Here is a 23,580-nt window from a genome sequence, read left to right as displayed (position 1 = left end):
ACGGTCAATTTGTAACGGATACCGGAGCGAATATTTTCGATATCTACAAAGAAGAACTTCTGAAAAATCCATACACAGCAGAAAATGCCCGCATTGCTGCATCACATTATGGTGCACAGCTCTTTGATCTAGCGAAGAACGGGTATGATTCTATTCCTGATTTGGTGCTATCTATTGGTTATGAAAACGGGTCTTTATATGATATTGGACAAAAGGTGAATTACGGAGTTAAGAAAACGATAGATTAAAAAAACGCACCTGATATTTGCAAGGTTTGATCATGTGCGTGTACATGCCGTGTTAGAATATCAATCACATGTTTGAACAACAACAGCTACAAATCCCATAAGCGATACAAAGGACTCTATAACAATTTATGTTACAGAGTCCTTTCTATTTGAAGTGTGTTGTTTCGCTGTTCAATGAAACAGCCACATGGTAATTTTGACTATAGTTGATGTTTTTCACTTTTTTATTGATGAAAATGTTAAAATGATGAGTAGCGTATTTTTTTATGAAAGGACGGTGCTTGGCATGACGGAACTTCTCGATGACCGGCTGCCGCCGCAAAATATAGAAGCCGAGCAGGCCGTATTAGGTGCTGTTTTTTTAGAACCATCTGCGCTAACGCTCGCTTCTGAAGTATTAATTCCAGAGGATTTCTATAGAATGTCGCATCAAAAGATTTACAATGCGATGCTTGTACTTGGTGATAGAGGGGAACCGGTTGACCTTGTCACGGTGACATCAGAACTTGCCAATACAGACTTACTAGAAGAGGTAGGCGGGATTTCGTATTTAACAGATATTGCGAACTCTGTCCCAACTGCCGCAAACATTGAATATTATGCAAAAATTGTGGAAGAAAAATCTATTTTAAGACGTCTGATCCGTACAGCGACAACCATTGCACAGGATGGATATACGCGTGAGGATGAAGTAGAAGATCTATTGAGTGATGCTGAAAAAACCATTATGGAAGTGGCTCAGCGTAAAAACTCAGGAGCTTTCCAAAACATTAAAGACGTTCTTGTTCAGACATATGATAATATTGAACAGCTTCATAATCGAAAAGGTGATATCACTGGGATTCCAACGGGTTTCTCAGAGCTTGACCGGATGACAGCTGGCTTCCAGCGAAATGACTTGATTATTGTAGCGGCTCGTCCGTCCGTAGGGAAAACAGCCTTCGCGTTAAATATTGCACAAAACGTTGCGACCAAGACAGATGAAAGTGTCGCCATCTTTAGTTTAGAGATGGGCGCTGAGCAGCTGGTCATGCGTATGCTTTGTGCCGAGGGAAATATCAATGCACAAAACCTAAGAACCGGTAATCTCACAGAAGAGGACTGGGGTAAGCTGACAATGGCGATGGGTTCGCTATCAAACAGTGGGATTTTCATTGATGATACACCTGGTATTAGAGTAAGTGAGATTCGCTCGAAATGCCGCCGTTTGAAGCAAGAAAACGGGCTTGGTATGATCCTGATTGACTACTTACAGCTCATCCAAGGGAGTGGACGATCAAGCGATAACCGTCAGCAAGAGGTATCTGAAATTTCTAGGGCTTTAAAGTCACTAGCAAGAGAACTTGAAGTGCCGGTCATTGCCTTATCACAGCTTTCTCGTGGGGTAGAGCAGCGTCAGGACAAACGTCCGATGATGTCTGATATTCGTGAATCAGGAAGTATTGAGCAGGATGCCGATATTGTGGCGTTCCTTTATCGTGATGATTACTATGACAAAGAATCAGAGAATAAGAACATTATTGAAATTATTATTGCGAAACAGCGTAACGGTCCAGTTGGAACGGTATCACTGGCTTTCGTGAAAGAATATAACAAATTCGTCAACTTAGAGAGAAGATTTGACGATGCGGGTGTTCCGCCCGGTGCTTAAAGCCCAGCTCAAGAAGCTGGGCTTTTTTGATCCATCTACATCGAAAGAATGACTGAAAAACAGTCGAAATGAGGAGGAGTGGGAGAAAAAGAGAGCGTATACTAAAGGGAGAGAAAAGGAGTGATGACTGATGAAGTTTCAACAATTCGAAGCCGCTCAATTACGCATCGCACGTCCGACCGTCAACATGAAAGAGGTTGTTTCTTTTTATGAAGAAGGTTTAGGGCTGAAACGAATAGGCTCATTTGATCAGCATGAAGGGTATGATGGGGTCATGCTTGGGCTTCCTCACCAGCATGTTCATCTGGAAATCACCAAACATGAAGAAGACGAAAGCTTGCCTGTTCCCCACCCAGAGCAGCTGCTTGTATTCTATATTCCGGATGAAGAAGAATTTCAGCAGATGAAAAAGAGACTGATCGCATTTGGCGGACGGCATGTCACCTCTACGAACCCGTACTGGGATCGAGGAGGCGTGACGATTGAAGATCCAGATGGATATCGAGTGGTGCTCATGAATACAGAAGGAATTACACCTGATTAAGAAAGACTCCCATCTTGTGGGAGCCTTTTTTGTTAGCAACGAGGCGTGACACGGAGCTTCAGTGCTTTTAGTCCATACATACCGCTGCTTGTCATTGGGACGTAAGAGAGAAGCTCTAGTGATTCATATCGTGACTGTATGGCTTTGATGGCAGTGCAGGCTTCCAGGCGAGCAAGTGGTGCGCCTAGGCAGAAATGAATGCCGTGGCCAAAGCCAATATGGGGATTAGGGTGCCTGTGTATATCGTACTCATGTGCGTTTGGAAATTGACGCTCATCCCGGTTCGCAGAAGCAAGAAAGACAATCACACTGTCTCCCTTTTTCAAGACTTTTCCTCCAAGTTCGGTGTCTTCTGTGACATACCGGACGATGGTAGGCGCAGGGGCACGAAAACGGACAGCCTCCTCCACAGCTCGAGGAATGAGGTCAGGTGATTGAGCGAGCGCTTCATACGACCCCGGATTTTCTAACAAACTAAAGATCATATTGGAGATCAGGTTGGTGGTCGTTTCGTTGCCTGCTAACAGGAGAAGATTGCAGAAAGGAATTAATTCGTCTGCGGACAGCTTATCTCCATCTTCCTCCGCTTGGATTAAAAGCGAAATCAAATCCTCACTAAGGTTCTGCCGCTTCTCTTCAATGATGTCAGCAAAAAACGCCATCATGTCCGCTTCGCTTTGATCCCGTGTTTTTTGCCATTCAACGACATCTTTTTCATGTTCACTTTTAGGCATGCTGACGAGAATATCGGACCATTCTTTAAAGGATTGTTTATGTTCTGTTGGCACACCTAAAAGCTCTGCAATGACTATGACAGGAAGCGGATAGGAGATGTCTTGAACAAGATCAATCTCTTCCTTACCTTCTATTTGTGCAATGAGATCATCCATTAACTCTTGAATGCGTGGTTCCCACAATTTCATCACCCGGGGTGTAAAGGCTTTGCTCACAATGGAACGGATTCGTGTATGTTTTGGCGGGTCCATCATGACCATTGTTTTCATCAGTGAATGTTTCCGGTGGTCTTGAGGAGGTTGACTAGAAAAGGTATCTTTATCGATGGTGACGCGCTTTGCTTCTTCATAGGTGAAGACACTCCATGTTTGGCTGTGTTCATCAAAATGAACAGGGGATTCTTGACGCATTTTGGCGTACCAATCAAATGGGTGATACGGGTCCTGCTTATTTTTCCCTCTTAATAACGCTTTCTGAACGGCACTAGGTGTTGTTGTTTCCATGATCATCACTCCTTATGGGTTGTCAGATGATTCCTTTTTTTCACTGTGTTAGATTTAAAGGTAATTCATCAGGAGAAAGGATTCAACCAACAGAAAAGAGAAATCTGTTGAAGAAAATGGGAAGGGGAGAGCGGCTTGTGGCGGACTGCTACAGAGGGGATAAGCGCACAACTGAATCAAAGCAACAATTAAGAAAAGCGTTATTTCAGTTATTAAAGGAGAAGGAATGGGGGAAGATTTCTGTACAAGATTTGACGAACAAGGCAGGAATCCATCGCACCACCTTCTATCAGCATTATGAGGATAAGTTTGACTTAGCTCAGCAGGTCATGGATGAGATGTTTGATGTCATGAAAACCGCTATTTTTGCTCCTGTACATGAAAGTGAGTGGAAGAGCGATCATGCAGCATATGTGTATATTTATCGCTTTTATCAGCATTTGCAGGAACATGAAGAGGAGTATCAGATTCTCTTGAAAAGGGGAAGAGAGCTTAATATTCATCAGACGGCCAGTGCTTTTTTTGAAGAAAGTTTTACTTTGGGGCTAGAAGAAGTCACAGGTTCAACACCTGATCCACAACACGTTCCTCTCGAGATGCAGAAGCAATTTGTCATTTCTGCTTATGTTGGAACAGCTGAGTGGTGGCTGAGAAAAGGTAGACCATACTCACCCGACTTTATGGCAAGTTCGATGATTCAATTGATTGAAAATCACTGAACAAACGGAAATGAGAAAAACAGTAATTTTGATCGAAATCTTCTTGTTTAAGCGTAGAATGAGCAATTAAAGCGCTTTTCCTCACATGTAAAACGAACAAAATTTGATTTCAAGATATTAATGTTCGGATTTCACGTTGACTTTTTCATTGTCCATTGATAAAATAAATGTGTTTGAAAGAGATAACGTTTTGAAAGGTTAACGGAGGTGCACGATATGTCTTCAGTAGTCGTAGTAGGTACGCAGTGGGGTGACGAAGGGAAAGGGAAAATTACCGATTTCCTTTCAGAAAATGCAGAGGTGATTGCCCGTTATCAAGGGGGAAACAATGCAGGTCACACAATCAAATTTGATGGAGTGACTTACAAGCTACACCTCATTCCGTCCGGTATTTTTTACAAAGAGAAAACTTGTGTCATCGGTAATGGAATGGTGGTTGATCCTAAAGCGTTGGTCACTGAGCTTGCGTATCTTCACGAACGGAATGTGAGTACAGATAACCTCAGAATCAGCAATAGAGCCCATGTCATTCTGCCTTATCACTTAAAATTGGACGAGGTAGAAGAAGAGCGGAAAGGGGCTAACAAGATCGGTACGACGAAAAAAGGAATCGGACCAGCTTATATGGACAAAGCTGCCCGCGTCGGAATCCGTATCGCAGATTTATTAGATCGTGAAGTATTTGAAGAGAAGCTTGCCCGTAATCTAGAAGAGAAAAATCGTCTTTTAGAGAAAATGTACGACACAGAAGGCTTCAAAATTGAAGATATTTTAGATGAGTATTATGAATATGGTCAGCAAGTGAAAAAATATGTTGTGGACACATCTGTTGTATTGAACGATGCTCTAGATGAAGGCCGCCGTGTTCTTTTTGAAGGGGCACAAGGCGTTATGCTTGATATCGATCAAGGAACATATCCGTTCGTGACGTCATCTAACCCAGTGGCTGGAGGCGTGACGATTGGTTCTGGTGTAGGTCCTACGAAAATTCAACATGTGGTCGGCGTATCAAAAGCTTACACAACTCGTGTAGGTGATGGCCCATTCCCGACAGAACTCCATGATGAAATTGGCGATCAAATCCGTGAAGTTGGCCGTGAATACGGTACGACAACTGGCCGCCCGCGCCGTGTTGGCTGGTTTGACAGTGTTGTTGTCCGTCATGCGCGCCGTGTGAGCGGAATTACAGATTTATCTCTTAACTCCATTGATGTACTGACAGGGATTGAGAAATTGAAAATCTGTGTTGCTTATAAATTGAACGGAGAAATCACTGAAGAATTCCCAGCAAGTCTAAATGAATTAGCGAAATGTGAACCTGTCTACGAAGAAATGCCAGGTTGGACAGAGGATATTACAGGCGTGAAAAATTTAAGTGAACTGCCTGCAAATGCTCGTCATTACTTAGAGCGCATTTCACAATTAACAGGTATTCCACTTTCTATCTTCTCAGTCGGACCAGACCGTTCCCAAACGAACGTTGTCCGCAGCGTGTACCGTCCATCATTATAGACTGATCAGACACCAGTAAAATTACACATTTTACTGGTGTCTTTTTTTGTTTAAATATTCCTTAATTTCTACGGAATGCTCTTCCTGTCATTACCAAAATGTGATAACTGTATAAAAAGGAAGGAGCGTTCTAGTGAAAGAAAGAATACGATTATTAGATATTTTACGAGGTTTTGCGATATTAGGTACATTGGGTACAAACGTCTGGTTTTTTGCATACGCAGGGGATACCTTTGCGACAGATCAGATTGCGGATGAATATGAAAATGGTAGTTTTCTTGAAAGTCTTGTCTCTATGTTCGTTTATGGCAAAATGCTATCGCTGCTCACAATCATGTTTGGCGTAGGGCTAGAGCTGAAATACCAGCAGGCGAAAAGAAAAAATACGACTTGGCCGGGTACATATTTATGGATTCTTTTATTCTTATTGATTGAAGGCTTTGTCCATTTTGCGCTAGTGATGGAATATGATGTGCTCATGAGTTACGCCATCACGGGTTTGCTTGTGGCGTTTATTGTCCGTGGAGGAAGTCGGCCCATCAAAAAAGGCATGATTGTCTCGGGTGTCATTCATTTGTTGGTGACGGCTTTTCTCGTTGTATTTTCTTTCTCTGAATTGGAAACTGAATCCTATGACGAGAGCAGTGAACCAGTGTACGAAGAACAACTACCGGAGACATGGATATCTCAAGTTCAAGACCGATTACAGCATTTTTTGATGTACCGAGAAGAAGCGATCTTTATTATCCCAATGAATACCTTTTTGTTTTTATTAGGTGTGCGGATGATGAGAGCTGGTGTATTTTATGCAAATGAGCGTGGGCAAACTCTGCGGAAAACATTATTCAGAATGGGTTTGTGGATTGGACTGCCGCTGAATGCGCTCGTCTTCGTACCAAATGACATAGTAGAATTCGTGGTGCGCTATGTGTTTTCACCATTCCTCTCTATTTTCTATATTGCTGTCGTGGCGAAGCTTCTAGCACGCACGGAGTCATGGTTCATGTGGACTTGGTTTGAATATGTAGGGAAAATGGCGCTTAGCTGCTATATCCTGCAAAATGTCATCTGCTCGCTTCTTTTTTACAGCTGGGGATTGGGTCTTGGCGGTCAAATCAACGCCCCCCTTATCGTCTTGTCATGGCTGTTCATTTCACTTCTGCAAATTGCCATTTCAGCCCTTTGCTTACACGTCTGGCGAATTGGGCCAATGGAGTATATCCGATCACGGGCACTTCGCCGTGTGACAATGAAGAAAGCATCTTAAAGGGGAATAGATACAATGTTTTTCAAAAAAACGACGAAAAGAGAACAAGCCAATGCACAAAAAGCAGCAGGATCGGCGTTTGTTTTTTATCTTCTAGCATTAGGAGGACATGCGTCTTACGCTTTTTTTCAAGGTGAGAGTACACCTGTGACTTTTGTGATTTTAATGACAGGTCTTCTTGTGTTTTTCACCGCAGATTGGCTATACAACAAAAAACATTCATAAAAAAGAAGCCCTCTGATGAGAGCTTCTTTTTTATTTTAGGCTTTTATATTGGCCTTTTAAATTTTTACGAATGTATTGAATGATTTTGCGCAGTTCGTTGGCATGTGGTCTGCCAAATGGACTTGTTTGTCTTTGCTGATAGAGGACTTGGCCTTTTTCATTTAATAAGAAATAGGCAGGTTCTCCGTGCACCCCGTGGTCTTCGTATGGGGTATCTTCCCCGTGATAGAAGACTTCATAGGCTTTCAATGATGTGAGGTTTTGGTCAGACATGATGGGGAAAGAAAGTCCCTCTTTGTCTGCAAATTCTTTCAAGTCTTCAGGGTTATCCGTTGAAATCGTCATTAAGTGAATATCCTTTTCTTGAAAATAGGATTGCTGTTTTTCCAGCTCTTTTAATTCCTCGACACATACTGGGCACCATGATCCTCTAAAGAAAACGAGGAGGTGCCAGCTTTGATGCTCCTCTAAATGTTTGTAAAACTCAATGTGATCGCCCTGCACTGTTGGCAGTGAAAAATCGGGCATTTTATCTCCTAATTTAAATGAACTCATCCTATGCTTCCTCCTTTTTCAATCACCATGCTGTTTGTTTCTTGTATAACCAATATTGGTCGGAATCAAACGTTTCTGTGTGCTGGATTGGGCAGTAGCCATTGATTGAATGAAGGCGCTTGCAGGATTAGGCGGTTTAACAGAAGATATCAAATCCGACACTTTTTTTAAAAAAATGTCGAAAAACGTATTGCCATATGTAATTACTCTATGATATTATAAATCTCGTTGTTGCAAAGGTCTCTGAAACTTGTTAAGATGCGATTTTCCAGCTTTTAAAGCGATTGGTTTGACGCAATACAGCTTCTTCAGATTCACTTTTCACAAACCGAGAGCCATTAGCTCAGTTGGTAGAGCATCTGACTTTTAATCAGAGGGTCGAAGGTTCGAGTCCTTCATGGCTCACCATGTTTTGGCCCGTTGGTCAAGCGGTTAAGACACCGCCCTTTCACGGCGGTAACACGGGTTCGAATCCCGTACGGGTCATTGATTTACTTTAGCGTTAAGCTAATTTTTCCTCACTTGCTTGAAGGAGCACCACGATTGCTTTTTCGGGCAAGTTACTGAGGTCCGGTAGTTCAGTTGGTTAGAATGCCTGCCTGTCACGCAGGAGGTCGCGGGTTCGAGTCCCGTCCGGACCGCCATTTATACATATTCATCTTTTGATGATGGCTCGGTAGCTCAGTTGGTAGAGCAACGGACTGAAAATCCGTGTGTCGGCGGTTCGATTCCGTCCCGAGCCACTTCCAAACGCATCTGCAATCGCAGGTGCGTTTTTATTATGAAAAGAAGGCATAAAAAGGGAGAAGCCGGACCTAGGTAGGGCCCGGCTCCATAAGAAGAAGACGTTACATGTATATAGACGTTTGGTGACTGGAAAAGTTTCAATAAAAAAGGAAAAAGTCATCAAATCTTTTGGGTGAAGTTCTTCTATCCAACGTTTACTAGCAAAGAAAGCCGTTATTATTTTTATCTTTGCCTCGTAAAACGTTATAATAGACAGTGAGCCTTTTTTTCATAAATGAAGAAGGCGTAATGTGACATGCAAAATGGAATGACATAGATGCTAAAAATGCAGGAGGAAATCACAATGGAAAAAAAGATTCTTGTCGTAGATGATGAAAAGCCGATTGCGGATATATTGGAATTTAACTTAAGAAAAGAGGGCTACGAGGTTCATTGTGCGTATGACGGAAATGAAGCCCTTGAAATGGTAGAAGAAATTAAGCCAGACATCATTTTGCTCGACATTATGCTGCCGAACAAAGATGGCGTTGAAGTATGCCGTGAAGTGAGAAAGAAATATGATATGCCGATTATCATGCTGACAGCAAAAGACTCTGAAATCGATAAAGTCATTGGTCTTGAGCTTGGCGCGGACGATTATGTCACAAAGCCATTCAGTACACGCGAGCTGCTTGCACGTGTAAAAGCAAATTTAAGAAGACAGACGGCTGCTCCGCAATCAGAGGAAGAATCTGAATCAAATGATATCGAGATTGGTTCACTTGTGATCTACCCAGATGCGTATGTCGTGTCTAAGCGTGACGAAACGATTGAATTAACGCATCGTGAGTTCGAATTGCTTCATTACTTAGCGAAACATATTGGACAAGTCATGACACGTGAGCACTTACTGCAAACGGTTTGGGGCTACGATTACTTTGGAGATGTCCGTACAGTAGACGTGACAGTCCGCCGTCTTCGTGAAAAAATTGAAGACAACCCTAGCCACCCGAGCTGGATCGTGACAAGACGAGGCGTCGGCTACTATTTAAGAAACCCAGAGCAGGACTAAGATTCTTATGAGTAAAGTAGGTTTTTTTCGCTCGATTCACTTTAAATTGACCTTGATTTATGTGCTGCTGATCATTGTCGCCATGCAGATCATTGGCGTGTACTTTGTGAAGCAGCTAGAGCAGTCCTTAATTAATTCATATGATAATTCCTTGAATCAGCGAATCTACTCGTTATCGTATTACCTAGAACAAGATTCATCGAAAAGCAAGGCAGAATTAAAAGAGGATGCTCAAAAGATATTAAACGATTTTAACAACAAAGATGAGTCTAATGAAATTTCTGAAGTCAGCTATATTGACGAAAGCAGAGAGGTCATTGCCTCTGTGAATAACGGCAGTCAAGAGATTGCCGGGAAGAAAATCACAGATCAAATCATTAGCCGTATTTTTGCGGTTGGCAAAGACTACGAAAAAAAATTCTATGACCCAGAATCGAATAAACGAGTCCGCATATCAGCAACAGCCGTGAAAAATGAGAACCAAGAAACCGTTGGTGTCATTTATGTGGTCTCATCCATGGAAAGTGTTTTTAACCAAATGCGAACGATCAACACCATTTTGGCGACGGGTACACTCATCGCACTTGGGACGACTGCTCTACTTGGTATATTCATATTCAGAACCATTACACACCCAATTTCGGATATGAGAAAGCAAGCGATCGAGCTCGCCAAAGGGAACTTTTCCAGAAAGGTCCGAAAGTATGGACATGATGAGATTGGTCAACTAGCAACGACATTTAACCATCTGACGAGAGAGCTGGAGGAAGCGCAGCTGATGACAGAGGGTGAGAGGAAAAAGCTTTCTTCTGTTATCGCCTATATGACGGATGGCGTCATTGCCACGAATCAAAACGGGGCCATTATTCTATTAAACAGCCCGGCACTAGAGCTTTTGAATGTTTCACGTGAAACAGCTCTAGAGATGCCGATCACATCCTTGCTTGGCTTAGAAGAAACTCATACATTTGAAGATTTAGTCGAAAATCAAGACTCCATGCTGCTAGAAATTGAACGTGAAGATCAACTGTCTGTTTTGCGTGTCAATTTCTCAGTGATTCAGAAAGAGCATGGGAAGATTGATGGCTTGATCGCGGTCATTTATGACGTAACCGAGCAGGAAAAAATTGATGCGGAACGTCGTGAATTCGTGGCGAACGTATCGCATGAGCTGCGCACACCGCTTACGACGATGCGAAGCTATCTTGAGGCACTCGCTGAAGGTGCGATTGGTGATAAAGAGCTTGCGCCAAGGTTCCTCAGTGTCACGCAAAATGAAACAGAGCGCATGATTAGACTTGTGAATGACCTGCTCCAGCTGTCTAAGTTCGACAGCAAGGATTATCAATTCAATCGTGAGTGGACGAATTTTATCAGGTTTATCTCGCTCGTCATTGATCGTTTTGAAATGACGAAGGAGCAGCATGTCGATTTCATCCGCAACTTGCCGCAGCGTGAAATATATGTGGAAATTGATCAAGATAAAATCACTCAGGTGCTCGATAATATCATTTCCAATGCTATGAAATACTCGCCAGAGGGTGGACACATTACGTTCACTGTCGATTTGGATGAGGAGCAAGGTCTTGTGTTATTCAGTGTCAAAGATGAAGGAATCGGTATTCCGAAGAAGGATATGGATAAAATCTTTGAACGTTTTTATCGAGTGGATAAGGCAAGAACAAGAAAACTTGGCGGAACCGGCCTAGGTCTTGCGATTGCAAAAGAAATGGTTCAGGCTCATGGCGGAGATATTTGGGCTGACAGCATTGAAGGAAAAGGAACAACGGTAACCTTTACCCTTCCGTACAATGAAGAACAAGAGGATGATTGGGATGAAGCGTGAGACCTTTAAAACCATTATATTGACAATCCTAATTGCGATCAGTCTTGTGTTTACGTGGAATATTTGGATGTTCCAGCCCGTCATGCAGGATCAGGCGGATGCCGGTACACAGGTCGTGGAAACGAAGAAGATTTCAAGCGACGAGCCTCGGAGTCTCATTGATGTCGTGAAACCGCGTGAGATGTTCATCCATTCCAATGGAGAGCATTTCAAAGTGGATCAAAAGGAACTCTTCCAAAACTTTTGGAATGATGTGAGCCTGTGGGATGTCAAAGAGATTGCCGATGTGTCGGACCAATATTCCGAGCAGAAATTTAAGAATTTCTTCTATGGACGCGAGGGGCAAGGCAAAACATTGGATCTTGTGTTCAATGATCCGATTCCAATTGATATTTTCCAAGCGCTGTTTAAATGGCCGAATAAATCCATTGAATACAACTCATTTGACCGGATGATTGTGCCGTTCGCTCAGCCGGATAAGGCCAATAAGAAAGTCTATTTGGTTTCATACAGCAAGGAAACGGTGCTTGAGCTGACGATTGAATCAGCCAACTATCGTAATCTGATGGATAGTATTGCAGCCGCTCAAAACGAGATGCCGCGCTATGATCTATATACTTTCTCTACGAATTCAAAACGAGATTTCCTTCTGCCGCAGAAGCAAAAGCAGCTTGAAGCGAAAATGTTCTTTATCGAAACGATTAAGACAAGCAAATTCAAGGACGCTTTGTTTACAGACCCAAGTCTAGTTGGGGAGGAATCTAATTTAAACCGGACGGTGTATACAGATGGAACGAGTCGTCTTGAAGCAAATCAAAAAGACCACCGCATCCAATATCAGCATCGTAATATCAATTCTAGTACCGTATTCCAAACGGGAGATTTGATCAAGCGAAGCGTGAAATATTTCAATGATAACGGAAGTTTTACCGATAATTATCAATACTTCGGCATCAACAGCAACCAGCAGCTGTCCTTTAATATGTTTATGGATGGACTGCCGATCGTCAACAGCACAAAGCATCCATTTGGTATGACATCACTTGAAGTACAATGGGCGAATGATGACATCTTGAGTTATAAGCGTCCAAACTACATTCTCGGCAACAAAGCGAGTCAGAGTGAACAGGTCAAACTGATGAATGGGACAGAGCTGAAAAACTTGATCATCAAGCAGACGAAGTATGATGATTTAGAGAAAATTGAACAGATTTTCCCTGCCTATCAAGCGACATCCACGGCATCAGATCAGGATCAAGCGATGTTTGTCTGGCTAGAGCCGGTATGGTGTATGAAATATAACGGAAAAACCGTCATTTTATCGAATGATTTGCTGACAGAGGGGAGCGAGAATCATGGAGTGGAATAAGACCAAAACGATCTTTATCCTAGCCTTTCTCGTTCTCGATATCTTTCTAGGTTTTCAATATTTTGAAAAGCGTTCGACCGATCATTTTGCGATTATCGAAAAAACAGATACGCTGGAAGAAATGAAGGCAGACGGAATCAAATATGGCAATCTATCAGATGAAGCGAAGATTGGATACCGCATTACAGCTGAGAAAAAGCAATATACGAAAAAGGATGTCGACGGATTAGCTGATCAAAAGACGAAAAGCACATTCCCGAAAACCGAGAAAGATGATCCTGTCACCCTGCTTGAAATGACCTTCAATAAACCAGTTGCATTGCCGAAAAAAGATATGAAAACAGCAGCGACCAATCTTGTGAGCCAGCGTTTGCTGGATGGCAAGAATTATAAGCTCTGGAGCATCGATGAAGAAACAGGTGAAATCGTCTTTTTCCAAACGTATAAAGGAAAATACATCTTCCAAGAAGGTCTTGATGACACCGAAACCATCGGGAAGATCACATTGGATGTGAACGATCAAAACGAGGTCGTCTCGTATCGGCAGTCGATGGTGACATCGATTAATGAAGTGAGAAAAGAAACCCTTGTCCCGGCGCTTGAAACGGTGAAGGACTTATATACACAAAATATGCTGAGCCAAAACACGACAGTGAAAAAAGTGGAGCTTGGCTACTACACGCAATACCCAGGTGCAAGCACTCAAGTCATGGTTCCTGTATGGCGAGTAGAGATTGAAGGCGTGGCAACTGGTTCAAAGAAAAAGACAGAGGAAGAATATTTGATCAATGCCATTGATGGCTCAACCCTTGATCATATAGAGAAAGAAGACAAATCTTCATTGGAGTGAGAGAACATGAGCTTGCAGTTCAGTGTACTAGCGAGCGGAAGTACGGGGAACGCTTTTTATTTAGAAACAGACGAGCATGCTTTTTTAGTAGATGCGGGCTTAAGCGGCAAACAGATGGTAGAGCTGCTTGGTCAAATCGATCGCAAGCCTGAAGACTTGGACGGAATTTTTGTCACACACGAGCACTCAGATCATATTAAAGGACTCGGTGTGATGGCAAGAAAGTACAAGCTTCCTGTCTATGCAAATGCGAAAACATGGAAGGCGATGGAGTCACATATTGGGAAAGTGGATACGGAGCAGAAATTCCACTTTGATATGGAGACGGTTCAATCATTCGGCGGACTCGATGTTGAATCATTTGGCGTATCACATGATGCGGTAGAGCCCATGTTTTACGTATTCCATTATGGCGGGCGTAAACTTGCCCTTATGACGGATACAGGCTATGTGAGTGACCGGATGAAAGGGATTATTAAATCAGCCAATACGTTCGTATTTGAGAGCAACCATGATGTCGGCATGCTGCAAATGGGGCGCTACCCCTGGAGTATTAAACGCAGAATTTTGAGCGATGTCGGACACGTATCCAATGAAGATGCAGCTCTTGCTATGACAGACGTGATTGGAGACGCCACCTCACGCATTTATTTGGCCCACTTGAGTCAAGACAACAACATGAAGGACTTAGCCCGTATGGCGGTCCAGCAGACGCTTGAAATGAAGGGCTTTGTTGTAGGGGACGGCTTTGATTTATATGATACGGACCCGAAAAAAGCAACCCCGCTTTGCGCCGTATGATTTTTACAATCGTATGATTAAGATAAGAGCTTCTTACCAACACTATATACATCATCTATTCACTGAAAGGAAGGAAACATAGTGGATTATCGCGATGTAGAGTGGAAGCCGAGACGAAGCAGAAAAGGATACTTCCTATCTGGTCTGATCGGTGTATTGGTAGGAGCTTTTTTAATGGGATTCTTTTTCCCCTATGTGTCTGGACAAAGCGGCAGCCCCTTTGGCTGGCAGTCAGCTGGAGATCAGCAGGCATCAGATGGCCCTTTAAAGACCGTCAATGTGAACGTGAATGATGCGGTCACAAAAGTGGTATCGAGTATGTCGGATACGGTTGTCGGCGTCATTAACATTCAAAAGTCGAGCTTTTGGGAAGAAGGCGGTGAAGCAGGCAGCGGGTCAGGTGTGATTTATAAAAAAAAGGGTGACACCTTTTATATTGTGACCAACCATCATGTCATCAAAGGCGCAAACCAGCTTGAAGTGAGCCTTCAGGACGGGACAAGGATCGGGGCAAATCTTGTCGGCAGTGATCAGCTTATGGATTTAGCGGTACTCACGGTCAAAAGTGATAAGATCAAAAAAACCGCTGCCTTCGGCAATTCAGACCATGTCAAACCAGGTGAGCCTGTCATCGCCATTGGAAATCCATTAGGCCTTGAATTTGCTGGCTCCGTCACACAAGGTGTGATTTCTGGAACGGAGCGTGCGATCCCTGTTGATTCTAATGGTGATGGACAGACGGATTGGAATGCGGAAGTTTTGCAAACGGATGCCGCCATTAATCCTGGGAACAGCGGCGGAGCCTTGATCAATATGGACGGCAAAGTGATCGGCATCAATTCAATGAAGATTGCTGAGTCAGAGGTGGAAGGGATTGGGCTGTCTATTCCTGCGAATCTGGTGATCCCTGTCATAGAGGATTTAGAGCGCTATGGAGAGGTGAAGCGTCCGTACCTTGGTGTTGGGATGAAATCACTAGCAGATATTGCGAGCTATCATTGGCAGGAAACGTTAAAACTGCCATCAAAGGTCACAACCGGAGTCGTCGTGATGAGTGTCGAGCCTTTGTCTCCAGCAGGGAAAGCAGGGTTAAAAGAGCTGGATGTCGTGACGTCGTTTGACGGCAAGGAAGTACAAAACATCGTCGATCTGCGTAAATATCTTTATCAAAAGAAAGTAGGCGACAAGGTAAAGGTGCAATTTTACCGAAGCGGAAAGAAAAAATCAGTCGAGATCAAACTCTCCCAAACCGATCAGTTCGGTGGCTAGCCAGTTCCTATAAGGGACTGGCTTTTTTTACATGCCCGGCATATGATAAAGAAAAGGGGGAGATACGATTGGTCACATTACTACCAATGTCGCAAACAGATTATGACGTCTTGATAGAGAAGGCCATTAAGCGGTACGCAGAAGAAAAGGTACACGCAGGGACATGGAATCAGGAAGAAGCGCAAAAGAACGCAGAGGAACAATTTGACCGGCTGCTTCCTGAAGGACTTCAGACAGAAGATCATGAGTTGTGGAACATCTTACATGGAGAAGAAGCCATTGGATGGGTATGGCTTTGCTATGATCCAGATCATCCCCAGCATGAAGGCTTTATTTATAATTTTATTTTGTTTGAAGCGTATCGAGGAAAAGGGTTGGCAAAACAGGCCATGGCGGCATTAGAAGAGCAGGCAAAGTCATTAGGTGTGAAGAAACTATCGCTGCATGTCTTTGCCCATAATCAAATCGCCCGCTCACTTTATGAGAAAACGGGATTCGCTGAGACTGGGATTTACATGAGCAAGCCTTTATAAAAAAAGAGAAGTACCGTGCGGCGAGCGTACGGTACTTTTTTATGTGGACATCATGGCATCTTGCGCCGTGACTCGGTATAGGTCGACTTTGCATTTCACAAACGCACGGATGATGGCTGGGACTTGAGCTTCTGAACGAATCAACAATGAGGTCTCGTCATCTCTGATCACAAGGTCTGTTCCCACACTTTGTAAGTACTGCGTGAGAACAGGCTTCACCTCATCATCAATCCATGCATGCTTGAAGGTGGCACGAATGGTTGAGGACGTGATGGTTTTCTCTTGAGGATGAGTACTTGAGGACACGATTTTTCCTTCAGATATGAAAGCTGTTTTGGTACAAATAGGCTGGGTGAACCTTGGCTCGTCTGCTGTTAAAAAGACAGTTTTTCCTTCAAATTTTAACGATTCAATCACCCGCTGGATATGTAAGATAGAATCTGCATCAATATCCGCAAAAGGCTCATCAAGTAAAATAAAGTCAGGCTGATGAGCGATGGCCTGAGCCATTCCGAGCCGCTTCTTCATCCCAGGTGTAAAGGCACCGACTTTCTCTTGATGATAACGATGTAAGCCAACAAATTCGAGTAATTCTTCATAATAGCTCGTTTTTTGGCGAGTACCCGTAATTTTCGATAAATAGGCAATATGCTCAATAGCAGTCAGCCCTTCATATAAATCTGTATATTCAGGCAGAACACCGATATGATGACGTACTTTTTTTAACGACGTCATGTTCATCATGATAAACGTGCCAGAGGTGGGGCGGGAGATCCCTGTAATGATATTAAAAAAGGTTGTCTTACCAGCACCCTTCGGTCCAATGAGGCCGAAGATATCCCCTTGATGGATATCAAGATCAATATGATTTATTGCGACTTTTGTCCGATATTTTTTTGTCAGCCCTTTTGTGTGAAGCACTTAGACATCCCTCCTCTGAAACAGTAGTGCAGTTCCAACGAGTAAGACAACAGTCAATGCGGCATTCATCAGCACATAGGTCAGCGGTTCACTCCAGCGCGCATAATAATAAGGCGTCACGTATTGGAACCAGTGAATCAACCGTTCTGAAGAAAGAACAGACATCATGCTCATGATTGGAAATAGAAAGGAAAACAACATGCCAACAAACATCGATTTCTGTGGTGTTGGAAAGAGCATGGACAAAAACAAAGCACAGGAGATGCCGACACTGATAAACGTTAATATTTTTAAGGCATCAGAGAACAGAAAACGATGTGAAATCACCATATTTAATATATATGTGGTCATAATGCAACTGAGCCAAAACAGCATCAGCCCAAGATATTTCCCGATGACAATGTTTAAACGGGTCGTTTTGCTGACGAGAAAACGAATGGTTTTCAAATGAATTTCGCGGCTCAAAATATCATGAGATAATAAAAAAATAAGGAAGAAACCAAATAACGAAATCACTAGTTCATTCCCAATGGAATAAGGGTCCTTTGCCTGTTCCCACTTCCCTTGATAAGCAGCTATAAATGGAAGACTTGATACAAAAGTAGATAAAATGAAAATAATAACAATAGTTAAGATGGATTTTGTGCTTTTGAAGAGCTGCTTAAATTCATTCATACAGATGGTCCACACACACTGTACCTCCCTTCATCTTTATTATACCCCTAGAAAAGAAAGACACCATATCTCGCTCTTTAACATTTGCTTAAATTTTATAAAAAAGAAGACTCTTCCAGAACATTTAACTCATTTTTAAAAATGTTCAGAAAAATATCTTGATTTATCAAAAAACATCATGTATGATAGCTTTAATTCAAGATAGTTAAACAGGCAATGACGAGAGAAAGTACAATCATCAATTTTTCCACAGAGAGCTTCGGCAGCTGAAAAGAAGCAAAAATAATGATTCGAAAAATGGTCTCTGAGCCTCGTGCTGAACATATCCATGATATTAGTAGGTGACGACGAGAGTTGGTACTCGTTATCAAAACCACAGTATATGAGCCAAATTGGAGCTTTGTACTTGTAGAGGCTGTTTAGCGCGAGCAAACAGTAAATAAAGGTGGTACCACGAGACAAATACCTCGTCCTTATGATTCATAGATAAGGATGGGGTATTTTTTATTGTCCACTTTTTTTCATACAAATGTTCAAATGTTCCACGTGAAACACCACAACCATTTTTTCAAATGAAAGGGAGATTAACATGAGTGAACATGCATTGGTTTTACAATCAGATTTCGGTATTGATGATGGAGCGGTCAGCGCAATGTACGGCGTAGCCAATACAGTGAGCAGCGGCATCCGCATTTTTGATTTAACTCACAACATTCCCCAATACGACATTTGGGAAGCGTCTTATCGCTTGCTTCAGACGGTCACATATTGGCCGGAAGAAACGGTATTTGTCTCCGTTGTTGATCCAGGCGTTGGATCAGAGCGAAAGAGCCTTGTCGTCAAAACAACAAGCTCACACTACATCATCACACCTGATAATGGGACACTTACGCATGTCGCACAGGATATTGGCATCGTGGAGGCTCGGTATTTAGATGAAACCATCAACCGTCTGCCGAAGTCAGGCAAATCACATACATTCCATGGTAGAGACATTTACGCCTATACAGGCGCGAGAATTGCTTCAGGTGTGATTTCTTTTGAAGAGGTCGGGCCAAAGGCGAATATAGAGGACATTATTCACCTTCCAGTCGTACAAGCTTATGCGGAAGAAGAAGTGATCACAGGGACGATTGATATTTTAGATGTGCGGTTCGGAAACCTATGGACAAACATTCATCATACGTTATTTGAACAGCTTTCAATCAATTATGGGGATGCAATAGAAGTTACCATTGCCAACGGGCCAAAAAATGTGTATAAAAATATCATGACCTATGGACGATCTTTTGCCGATTTAAAGGTAGGCGAACCACTCGTATATGTCAATTCACTCGATCATTTAGGCGTGGCGATCAATCAAGGGTCATTTGCAAAGGCTTATAACATCGGTACAGGCACAGGCTGGCGCCTTTCGATTCGCAAAGCTCCGCGCATTATATACGAATAAGAGGAGGAAACATCATGGCAGGTAAACAACTTTCAACGAAAACTGTCGTTGCCATCGGAATTGGCGCAGCCGTCTTTGTCATTTTAGGACGCTTCGTCTCCATTCCAACTGGGATTCCGAATACACAAATTGAAACATCGTACGCGTTCCTTGCGTTAATGGCCGTGCTATTTGGTCCTGTTGCAGGCGCATTGATTGGATTTATTGGTCATCTCATTAAAGATGCCACCACATTTGGACCTTGGTGGAGCTGGATTATCGTTTCGGGTGTGGTTGGTTTATTGATCGGCCTCATTTCGAACCGTTTAAAAGTAGAAGAGGGCGACTTTGGCTGGAAAAAAATCATGCTCTTCAACGCCGTCCAAGCCGGCGCACAAGCATTAGGCTGGTTTGTCATTGCGCCGGTACTCGACATTGTGATCTATGCAGAACCTGCAAATAAAGTGTTTGTTCAAGGTATCGTGGCAGGAATCTCAAACATCATCACAGTCGGTGTACTAGGCACCATCATCATTGCGGCTTATGCGAAAACAAGAAGCAAAAGCGGCAGTCTATCGAAAGAAACATCATGAAGCAAGGTGGAACACATAAATGAAGAAACCGATGATTCAATTCGAACATTTCGGATTCAAGTATCGCAGTCAGGCAGAACCAACATTGAAAGATGTCAACCTGACCATCTATGAAGGAGAAAAAGTCCTCATCGCAGGCCCGTCTGGATCGGGAAAAAGCACACTAGCCCATTGTATCAATGGGCTAGTTCCTGCGTCTTATAAAGGTTCTATGGAAGGAAGTCTCCACATCGGCGGGAAAAATGCAGAGAAAGAGAACATTTTCTCTCTTTCACAGCTCGTCGGAACGGTGCTGCAAGATCCTGATGGACAATTTATCGGGCTGACTGTAGGAGAAGATATCGCGTTCACACTTGAAAATGATCAAGTCACACGCGAAGAAATGAAAACACGTGTCGAGAAAGCGGCAAAATTAACAGAGGTAGACGGCAAACTGGCATCATCCGTGCATGAGCTGTCAGGCGGTCAAAAACAACGTGTCGCTATTGCAGGCGTACTTGTCAACGATGTCGACATTTTGCTGTTTGATGAACCACTGGCAAGCCTTGATCCCGCAACAGGCAAAGAAGTGATCGATCTCATTGACCGTCTGCAAAAAGAAACGAAAAAAACGGTCGTGATGGTGGAACATCGATTGGAAGACGTCCTCTTCCGCCATGTCGACCGCATCATCGTTGTCAATGACGGCACGATTGCAGCGGATATGACACCAGATGAATTGCTCGCCTCGAATGTATTAGAAGCGGCGTATTTACGTGAGCCTTTATATGTGAGAGCGATGAAATATGCAGGCATTCCGATTGCAGCAGGAGATCAAATCGCTAATTTACAGCATCTCACCTTAAATGACGAGGCAAAAGAGAAAATCGAGCAATGGATGGAAGCATCTGAGCCATCAGTCGAGCAGAATGAAGCGCCGGATTTACTAGAAGTGCGTGAGCTGAGCTTTGATTATCCGACAAGACCTAACACACTGAACAACATCTCTTTTACCGTCAAAAAAGGAGAAATGATCAGCATCGCCGGTGCCAATGGCGCAGGCAAGACGACACTATCCAAGGTGCTCTGCGCATTTGAAAAGCCAACAAAAGGGACAATTCATCTAAATGGCGATGACATCACAGGAGACACCATCAAACAGCGCTCCGAACGAATCGGTGTCGTCATGCAAAACCCAAATCAAATGATTTCGAAACAAATGATTTTTGATGAAGTCGCCCTCGGTCTCGTTTTAAGAGGCGTAAAAGAAGACGACATCAAGGATCGTGTAGAGCGGGTTTTAAAAGTATGCGGGCTGTATCCATTTCGGAACTGGCCGATCTCAGCCCTTAGTTTTGGACAGAAAAAGCGCGTCACCATCGCATCGATTCTTGTGTTAGAGCCAGAAATCATCATTTTAGATGAGCCAACGGCCGGTCAAGATTTTAGACATTACACAGAGATGATGACGTTTTTAGAGCAATTAAATCAGCAGGGAGTCACGATCTTGATGATCACCCATGATATGCATCTCATGCTCGAATACACAACAAGAACCATTGTCATTTCAGATGGAGAAAAAATCGCAGATGATACACCAGCCAAAGTACTGACAGATCAGTTGCTAGTCCAAAAGGCGAGCTTAAAAGAAACGTCGCTATATGAACTGGCGCTGAAAGCTGATTGGCCGAATCCAAATGAACTCGTGGATCGCTTCATTGAGGTTGACAGAAAGGAACGAATGACATGGCTGTAGACATGCTGTCTTATATCGATCGCCCGTCGCCGATTCACCGGCTGACAGGCGCCACCAAACTCATTTGCTTTATCCTCTGGTCATCCGCAGCGATGCTCACATATGATACAGGCGTATTAGTGTTTATGCTAGTTGCCAGTATCGTGTTCTTTCAGCTATCAAACATACGATTTCGTGATATCTCTTTCGTAGTGATTGTCCTGGCGATTTTTCTTGTGATCAACAACATCGCCATTTACATCTTTGCTCCCCAGCAAGGTGTCGCCATCTATGGAGCGAAGCACGAGCTGTTTCACATTGCAGGCTGGTACAACGTCACACTTGAACAGCTTTTCTATCAATTGAACATTACACTGAAATACGTGACCGTGATGCCAGCGGCGCTTTTATTTATCGTGACAACAAATCCAAGTGAATTCGCCTCATCGCTCAGCAGAATCGGGGTCAGCTACCGGATTTCGTATGCGGTAGCGATTGCTCTGCGCTACATCCCAGATATTCAGCGTGATTTTCGAACGATTGCCATTTCTCAGCAAGCAAGAGGCATTGATTTATCGAAGAATGAAAAACTGGGAAAACGGATTAAAAATGCGCTGTCGATTGTGATGCCGCTGATTTTCTCCAGCCTAGAGCGGATTGAAACGATCAGCAATGCGATGGAATTGCGCGGGTTTGGAAAGCATAAAAAGCGCACATGGTTTACGGCGAAAGACTTTCAAAAAGCAGATTATGCGGCGTTAATCTTTGTTGGAGCGGTACTGATTGTGTCGCTAGTGATTACATTTGTTAGAGGAACGAGATTTTACAATCCGTTTTGATAGAAGGAAGCCTTCACAGGAGTGGAGGCTTTTTTATTTGGTTTGTGGATAAAAGGTGTGGAAAATGGTAAAAGACTATTAACATGTGAATAAATCGGTTATATTGAACAATGAGCGAAACACTTGTGAATAACCAAACAACATAGTGGAGGAATTAGAAACTTATGAACAAATCACTTTATGCTTGTGCAGAACATATAGAAACCGTACTAGACATGTACATAGATGATCACGAAACACCGCCAGAATTCAGAAAAATCGAACATACACACAGCTTATCCACAACCTGTGAATTGTGCGATGAACCTGCAATATATATAGTGGGGAACGAATGATCGGACACAAAATACACAAATTTTATCCACAATTGTTGATAACTTATATGAATAACTTGTTCTTAAGGTGGGGATGACCTGTGAATATATCAATTATCACAGTAGGAAAATTAAAAGAGAAATATTTAAAGCAAGGCATAGCCGAATACACAAAACGATTACAAGCCTACGCAAAAATCGAGATTATTGAGCTCGCGGATGAAAAAACACCCGAGAATCTCAGCGATCAAGACATGAAAATCATCAAAGACAAAGAAGGCGAACGCATCCTAAGCAAAATCAACCCAGACGCCCACGTCATCGCCCTCGCCATCGAAGGAAAAATGAAAACTTCCGAAGAATTAGCCGATACAATAGATAAGCTGGCAACATACGGAAAAAGTAAGGTGTGTTTTGTCATAGGCGGATCCCTTGGGTTAAGCGATGCTGTGATGCAGCGTGCGAATGAGAAGTTGTCGTTTTCGAGGATGACGTTTCCGCATCAGTTGATGAGGCTGGTGTTGGTGGAGCAGATTTATCGGGCGTTTCGGATTGTGCGGGGGGAGCCTTATCATAAGTAGATAAAATCTATTTATAACTTTTCATCTATTTGTAAACCTAAGGAAAAACTATTACCTAAAATTTATTTATTTTAGTTATTTGCTATAAT

24 protein-coding genes, 4 tRNA genes and 1 other annotated feature are annotated in these 23,580 nt (G+C 43.0%); of the genes, 24 read left to right on the top strand and 4 right to left on the bottom strand.

The window, feature by feature from the left end; genetic code table 11:
• From BA79_RS17385 to BA79_RS17375, 3 genes are all read left to right on the top strand, one after another.
• Positions 1 to 248 (top strand): DUF4885 family protein (locus BA79_RS17385; protein ID WP_035704185.1); only part of this gene is annotated, 248 nt, incomplete at its 5' end.
• A gap of 286 nt (positions 249 to 534) precedes the next feature.
• Entirely contained in the window at positions 535 to 1,899 is a 1,365-nt protein-coding gene (gene dnaB / locus BA79_RS17380; protein WP_003214779.1) for a replicative DNA helicase, read from the top strand.
• Positions 1,900 to 2,029: 130 nt separating this feature from the next.
• Entirely contained in the window at positions 2,030 to 2,443 is a 414-nt protein-coding gene (locus BA79_RS17375) for a VOC family protein (RefSeq protein ID WP_017359894.1), read from the top strand.
• Between the two features lie 32 nt (positions 2,444 to 2,475).
• Here BA79_RS17375 and BA79_RS17370 read toward each other — a convergent pair whose 3' ends face one another.
• On the bottom strand, positions 2,476 to 3,681 hold the full coding sequence (locus tag BA79_RS17370; RefSeq protein WP_017368448.1) for a cytochrome P450: 1,206 nt from the start codon (positions 3,679 to 3,681) through the stop codon (positions 2,476 to 2,478).
• 116 nt (positions 3,682 to 3,797) lie between these two features.
• Between BA79_RS17370 and BA79_RS17365 the strand changes: the two genes are divergently transcribed.
• The 4 genes from BA79_RS17365 (at position 3,798) to BA79_RS17350 (ending at position 7,404) form a co-directional block, all read left to right on the top strand.
• Positions 3,798 to 4,400, top strand: coding sequence for a TetR/AcrR family transcriptional regulator (locus BA79_RS17365; protein WP_282706817.1), 603 nt, complete (start codon positions 3,798 to 3,800; stop codon positions 4,398 to 4,400).
• Between the two features lie 216 nt (positions 4,401 to 4,616).
• Positions 4,617 to 5,912 (top strand): adenylosuccinate synthase, encoded by a 1,296-nt coding sequence (locus BA79_RS17360; RefSeq protein WP_007497400.1) that lies wholly within the window; start codon positions 4,617 to 4,619, stop codon positions 5,910 to 5,912.
• A gap of 133 nt (positions 5,913 to 6,045) precedes the next feature.
• Positions 6,046 to 7,179 (top strand): DUF418 domain-containing protein, encoded by a 1,134-nt coding sequence (locus BA79_RS17355; RefSeq protein WP_035704182.1) that lies wholly within the window; start codon positions 6,046 to 6,048, stop codon positions 7,177 to 7,179.
• A 15-nt stretch (positions 7,180 to 7,194) separates the two neighbouring features.
• On the top strand, positions 7,195 to 7,404 hold the full coding sequence (locus tag BA79_RS17350; protein WP_024718463.1) for a hypothetical protein: 210 nt from the start codon (positions 7,195 to 7,197) through the stop codon (positions 7,402 to 7,404).
• Positions 7,405 to 7,434: 30 nt separating this feature from the next.
• Here the strand turns inward: BA79_RS17350 and BA79_RS17345 are convergent, their stop codons facing one another.
• Entirely contained in the window at positions 7,435 to 7,959 is a 525-nt protein-coding gene (locus BA79_RS17345; RefSeq protein ID WP_035704180.1) for a peroxiredoxin family protein, read from the bottom strand.
• Between the two features lie 332 nt (positions 7,960 to 8,291).
• Here BA79_RS17345 and BA79_RS17340 point away from each other — a divergent pair.
• The 11 genes from BA79_RS17340 to BA79_RS17290 all read left to right on the top strand — a co-directional run bounded on the left by BA79_RS17340 (position 8,292) and on the right by BA79_RS17290 (position 16,425).
• Positions 8,292 to 8,367: transfer RNA gene (locus tag BA79_RS17340), tRNA-Lys, on the top strand.
• Between the two features lie 6 nt (positions 8,368 to 8,373).
• Positions 8,374 to 8,445, top strand: a tRNA-Glu gene (locus BA79_RS17335).
• 81 nt (positions 8,446 to 8,526) lie between these two features.
• Positions 8,527 to 8,603 (top strand) — tRNA-Asp (locus tag BA79_RS17330).
• 26 nt (positions 8,604 to 8,629) lie between these two features.
• A tRNA-Phe gene (locus BA79_RS17325) sits at positions 8,630 to 8,702 on the top strand.
• Positions 8,703 to 9,049: 347 nt separating this feature from the next.
• Positions 9,050 to 9,757, top strand: coding sequence for a response regulator YycF (gene yycF / locus BA79_RS17320; RefSeq protein WP_017359978.1), 708 nt, complete (start codon positions 9,050 to 9,052; stop codon positions 9,755 to 9,757).
• Positions 9,758 to 9,764: 7 nt separating this feature from the next.
• On the top strand, positions 9,765 to 11,603 hold the full coding sequence (walK, locus tag BA79_RS17315) for a cell wall metabolism sensor histidine kinase WalK (RefSeq protein ID WP_007497390.1): 1,839 nt from the start codon (positions 9,765 to 9,767) through the stop codon (positions 11,601 to 11,603).
• Positions 11,593 to 12,972, top strand: a complete 1,380-nt coding sequence (yycH, locus tag BA79_RS17310; RefSeq protein ID WP_035704179.1) for a two-component system activity regulator YycH — start codon at positions 11,593 to 11,595, stop codon at positions 12,970 to 12,972. The genes walK and yycH overlap by 11 nt, the downstream gene beginning before the upstream one ends.
• Positions 12,959 to 13,822: a two-component system regulatory protein YycI gene (locus tag BA79_RS17305; protein ID WP_024718467.1), complete on the top strand. Its 864-nt coding sequence runs from the start codon at positions 12,959 to 12,961 to the stop codon at positions 13,820 to 13,822. The genes yycH and BA79_RS17305 overlap by 14 nt, the downstream gene beginning before the upstream one ends.
• Positions 13,823 to 13,828: 6 nt before the next feature.
• Positions 13,829 to 14,623 (top strand): MBL fold metallo-hydrolase, encoded by a 795-nt coding sequence (locus tag BA79_RS17300; protein WP_035704178.1) that lies wholly within the window; start codon positions 13,829 to 13,831, stop codon positions 14,621 to 14,623.
• Between the two features lie 81 nt (positions 14,624 to 14,704).
• The gene (locus BA79_RS17295; protein WP_035704177.1) at positions 14,705 to 15,892 is read left to right on the top strand and encodes a S1C family serine protease; all 1,188 of its coding nucleotides are present in this window, start codon (positions 14,705 to 14,707) and stop codon (positions 15,890 to 15,892) included.
• Positions 15,893 to 15,960: 68 nt separating this feature from the next.
• Positions 15,961 to 16,425, top strand: coding sequence for a GNAT family N-acetyltransferase (locus BA79_RS17290; RefSeq protein WP_035704176.1), 465 nt, complete (start codon positions 15,961 to 15,963; stop codon positions 16,423 to 16,425).
• Between the two features lie 39 nt (positions 16,426 to 16,464).
• On the opposite strand, the gene BA79_RS17285 is transcribed toward BA79_RS17290, so the two are convergent.
• Together BA79_RS17285 and BA79_RS17280 are read right to left on the bottom strand one after the other, a co-directional pair.
• On the bottom strand, positions 16,465 to 17,346 hold the full coding sequence (locus BA79_RS17285) for an ABC transporter ATP-binding protein (protein WP_035390097.1): 882 nt from the start codon (positions 17,344 to 17,346) through the stop codon (positions 16,465 to 16,467).
• Positions 17,347 to 18,036 carry an ABC transporter permease gene (locus tag BA79_RS17280; protein WP_008347476.1) on the bottom strand — a complete coding sequence of 230 codons (690 nt, stop codon included), beginning with the start codon at positions 18,034 to 18,036 and terminating at the stop codon, positions 17,347 to 17,349.
• A gap of 192 nt (positions 18,037 to 18,228) precedes the next feature.
• Positions 18,229 to 18,499, top strand: a binding site (T-box leader).
• A gap of 111 nt (positions 18,500 to 18,610) precedes the next feature.
• Between BA79_RS17280 and BA79_RS17275 the strand changes: the two genes are divergently transcribed.
• From BA79_RS17275 to rlmH, 6 genes are all read left to right on the top strand, one after another.
• The gene (locus BA79_RS17275) at positions 18,611 to 19,471 is read left to right on the top strand and encodes an SAM hydrolase/SAM-dependent halogenase family protein (protein ID WP_007497378.1); all 861 of its coding nucleotides are present in this window, start codon (positions 18,611 to 18,613) and stop codon (positions 19,469 to 19,471) included.
• Between the two features lie 14 nt (positions 19,472 to 19,485).
• A complete protein-coding gene (locus BA79_RS17270) occupies positions 19,486 to 20,043 on the top strand; it encodes an ECF-type riboflavin transporter substrate-binding protein (RefSeq protein ID WP_035704175.1) in 558 nt (185 codons plus the stop codon).
• 19 nt (positions 20,044 to 20,062) lie between these two features.
• Positions 20,063 to 21,778, top strand: coding sequence for an ABC transporter ATP-binding protein (locus BA79_RS17265; RefSeq protein ID WP_017368436.1), 1,716 nt, complete (start codon positions 20,063 to 20,065; stop codon positions 21,776 to 21,778).
• Complete coding sequence (locus BA79_RS17260; RefSeq protein WP_035704173.1) at positions 21,769 to 22,596, top strand: energy-coupling factor transporter transmembrane component T family protein; 828 nt, start codon at positions 21,769 to 21,771, stop codon at positions 22,594 to 22,596. Before BA79_RS17265 ends, BA79_RS17260 begins: the two co-directional genes overlap by 10 nt.
• Positions 22,597 to 22,760: 164 nt before the next feature.
• Entirely contained in the window at positions 22,761 to 22,931 is a 171-nt protein-coding gene (locus BA79_RS19300) for a CxxH/CxxC protein (protein ID WP_008360116.1), read from the top strand.
• An 80-nt stretch (positions 22,932 to 23,011) separates the two neighbouring features.
• Positions 23,012 to 23,491 (top strand): 23S rRNA (pseudouridine(1915)-N(3))-methyltransferase RlmH, encoded by a 480-nt coding sequence (rlmH, locus tag BA79_RS17255; protein ID WP_035704171.1) that lies wholly within the window; start codon positions 23,012 to 23,014, stop codon positions 23,489 to 23,491.
• Positions 23,492 to 23,580 lie beyond the last annotated feature (89 nt).

The organism is Bacillus altitudinis 41KF2b (assembly GCF_000691145.1).
GTDB lineage: Bacteria > Bacillota > Bacilli > Bacillales > Bacillaceae > Bacillus > Bacillus altitudinis.
The sequence above is the reverse complement of the archived record's forward strand: the minus strand, read 5'-3'. Positions and strand labels throughout refer to the sequence as shown.

Excerpts from the sequence above, each read along its gene's own strand:
- BA79_RS17275 (WP_007497378.1), top strand. The coding sequence starts at position 18,611 with ATGAGTGAACATGCATTGGTTTTACAATCAGATTTCGGTATTGATGAT.
- BA79_RS17300 (WP_035704178.1), top strand. The coding sequence starts at position 13,829 with ATGAGCTTGCAGTTCAGTGTACTAGCGAGCGGAAGTACGGGGAACGCT.
- BA79_RS17375 (WP_017359894.1), top strand. The coding sequence starts at position 2,030 with ATGAAGTTTCAACAATTCGAAGCCGCTCAATTACGCATCGCACGTCCG.
- BA79_RS17360 (WP_007497400.1), top strand. The coding sequence starts at position 4,617 with ATGTCTTCAGTAGTCGTAGTAGGTACGCAGTGGGGTGACGAAGGGAAA.
- BA79_RS17365 (WP_282706817.1), top strand. The coding sequence starts at position 3,798 with ATGGGAAGGGGAGAGCGGCTTGTGGCGGACTGCTACAGAGGGGATAAG.
- BA79_RS17345 (WP_035704180.1), bottom strand. The coding sequence starts at position 7,959 with ATGAGTTCATTTAAATTAGGAGATAAAATGCCCGATTTTTCACTGCCA.
- BA79_RS17260 (WP_035704173.1), top strand. The coding sequence starts at position 21,769 with ATGGCTGTAGACATGCTGTCTTATATCGATCGCCCGTCGCCGATTCAC.
- BA79_RS17370 (WP_017368448.1), bottom strand. The coding sequence starts at position 3,681 with ATGGAAACAACAACACCTAGTGCCGTTCAGAAAGCGTTATTAAGAGGG.
- BA79_RS17265 (WP_017368436.1), top strand. The coding sequence starts at position 20,063 with ATGAAGAAACCGATGATTCAATTCGAACATTTCGGATTCAAGTATCGC.
- BA79_RS19300 (WP_008360116.1), top strand. The coding sequence starts at position 22,761 with ATGAACAAATCACTTTATGCTTGTGCAGAACATATAGAAACCGTACTA.
- yycH (WP_035704179.1), top strand. The coding sequence starts at position 11,593 with ATGAAGCGTGAGACCTTTAAAACCATTATATTGACAATCCTAATTGCG.
- yycF (WP_017359978.1), top strand. The coding sequence starts at position 9,050 with ATGGAAAAAAAGATTCTTGTCGTAGATGATGAAAAGCCGATTGCGGAT.
- BA79_RS17305 (WP_024718467.1), top strand. The coding sequence starts at position 12,959 with ATGGAGTGGAATAAGACCAAAACGATCTTTATCCTAGCCTTTCTCGTT.
- walK (WP_007497390.1), top strand. The coding sequence starts at position 9,765 with ATGAGTAAAGTAGGTTTTTTTCGCTCGATTCACTTTAAATTGACCTTG.
- BA79_RS17270 (WP_035704175.1), top strand. The coding sequence starts at position 19,486 with ATGGCAGGTAAACAACTTTCAACGAAAACTGTCGTTGCCATCGGAATT.
- dnaB (WP_003214779.1), top strand. The coding sequence starts at position 535 with ATGACGGAACTTCTCGATGACCGGCTGCCGCCGCAAAATATAGAAGCC.
- BA79_RS17350 (WP_024718463.1), top strand. The coding sequence starts at position 7,195 with ATGTTTTTCAAAAAAACGACGAAAAGAGAACAAGCCAATGCACAAAAA.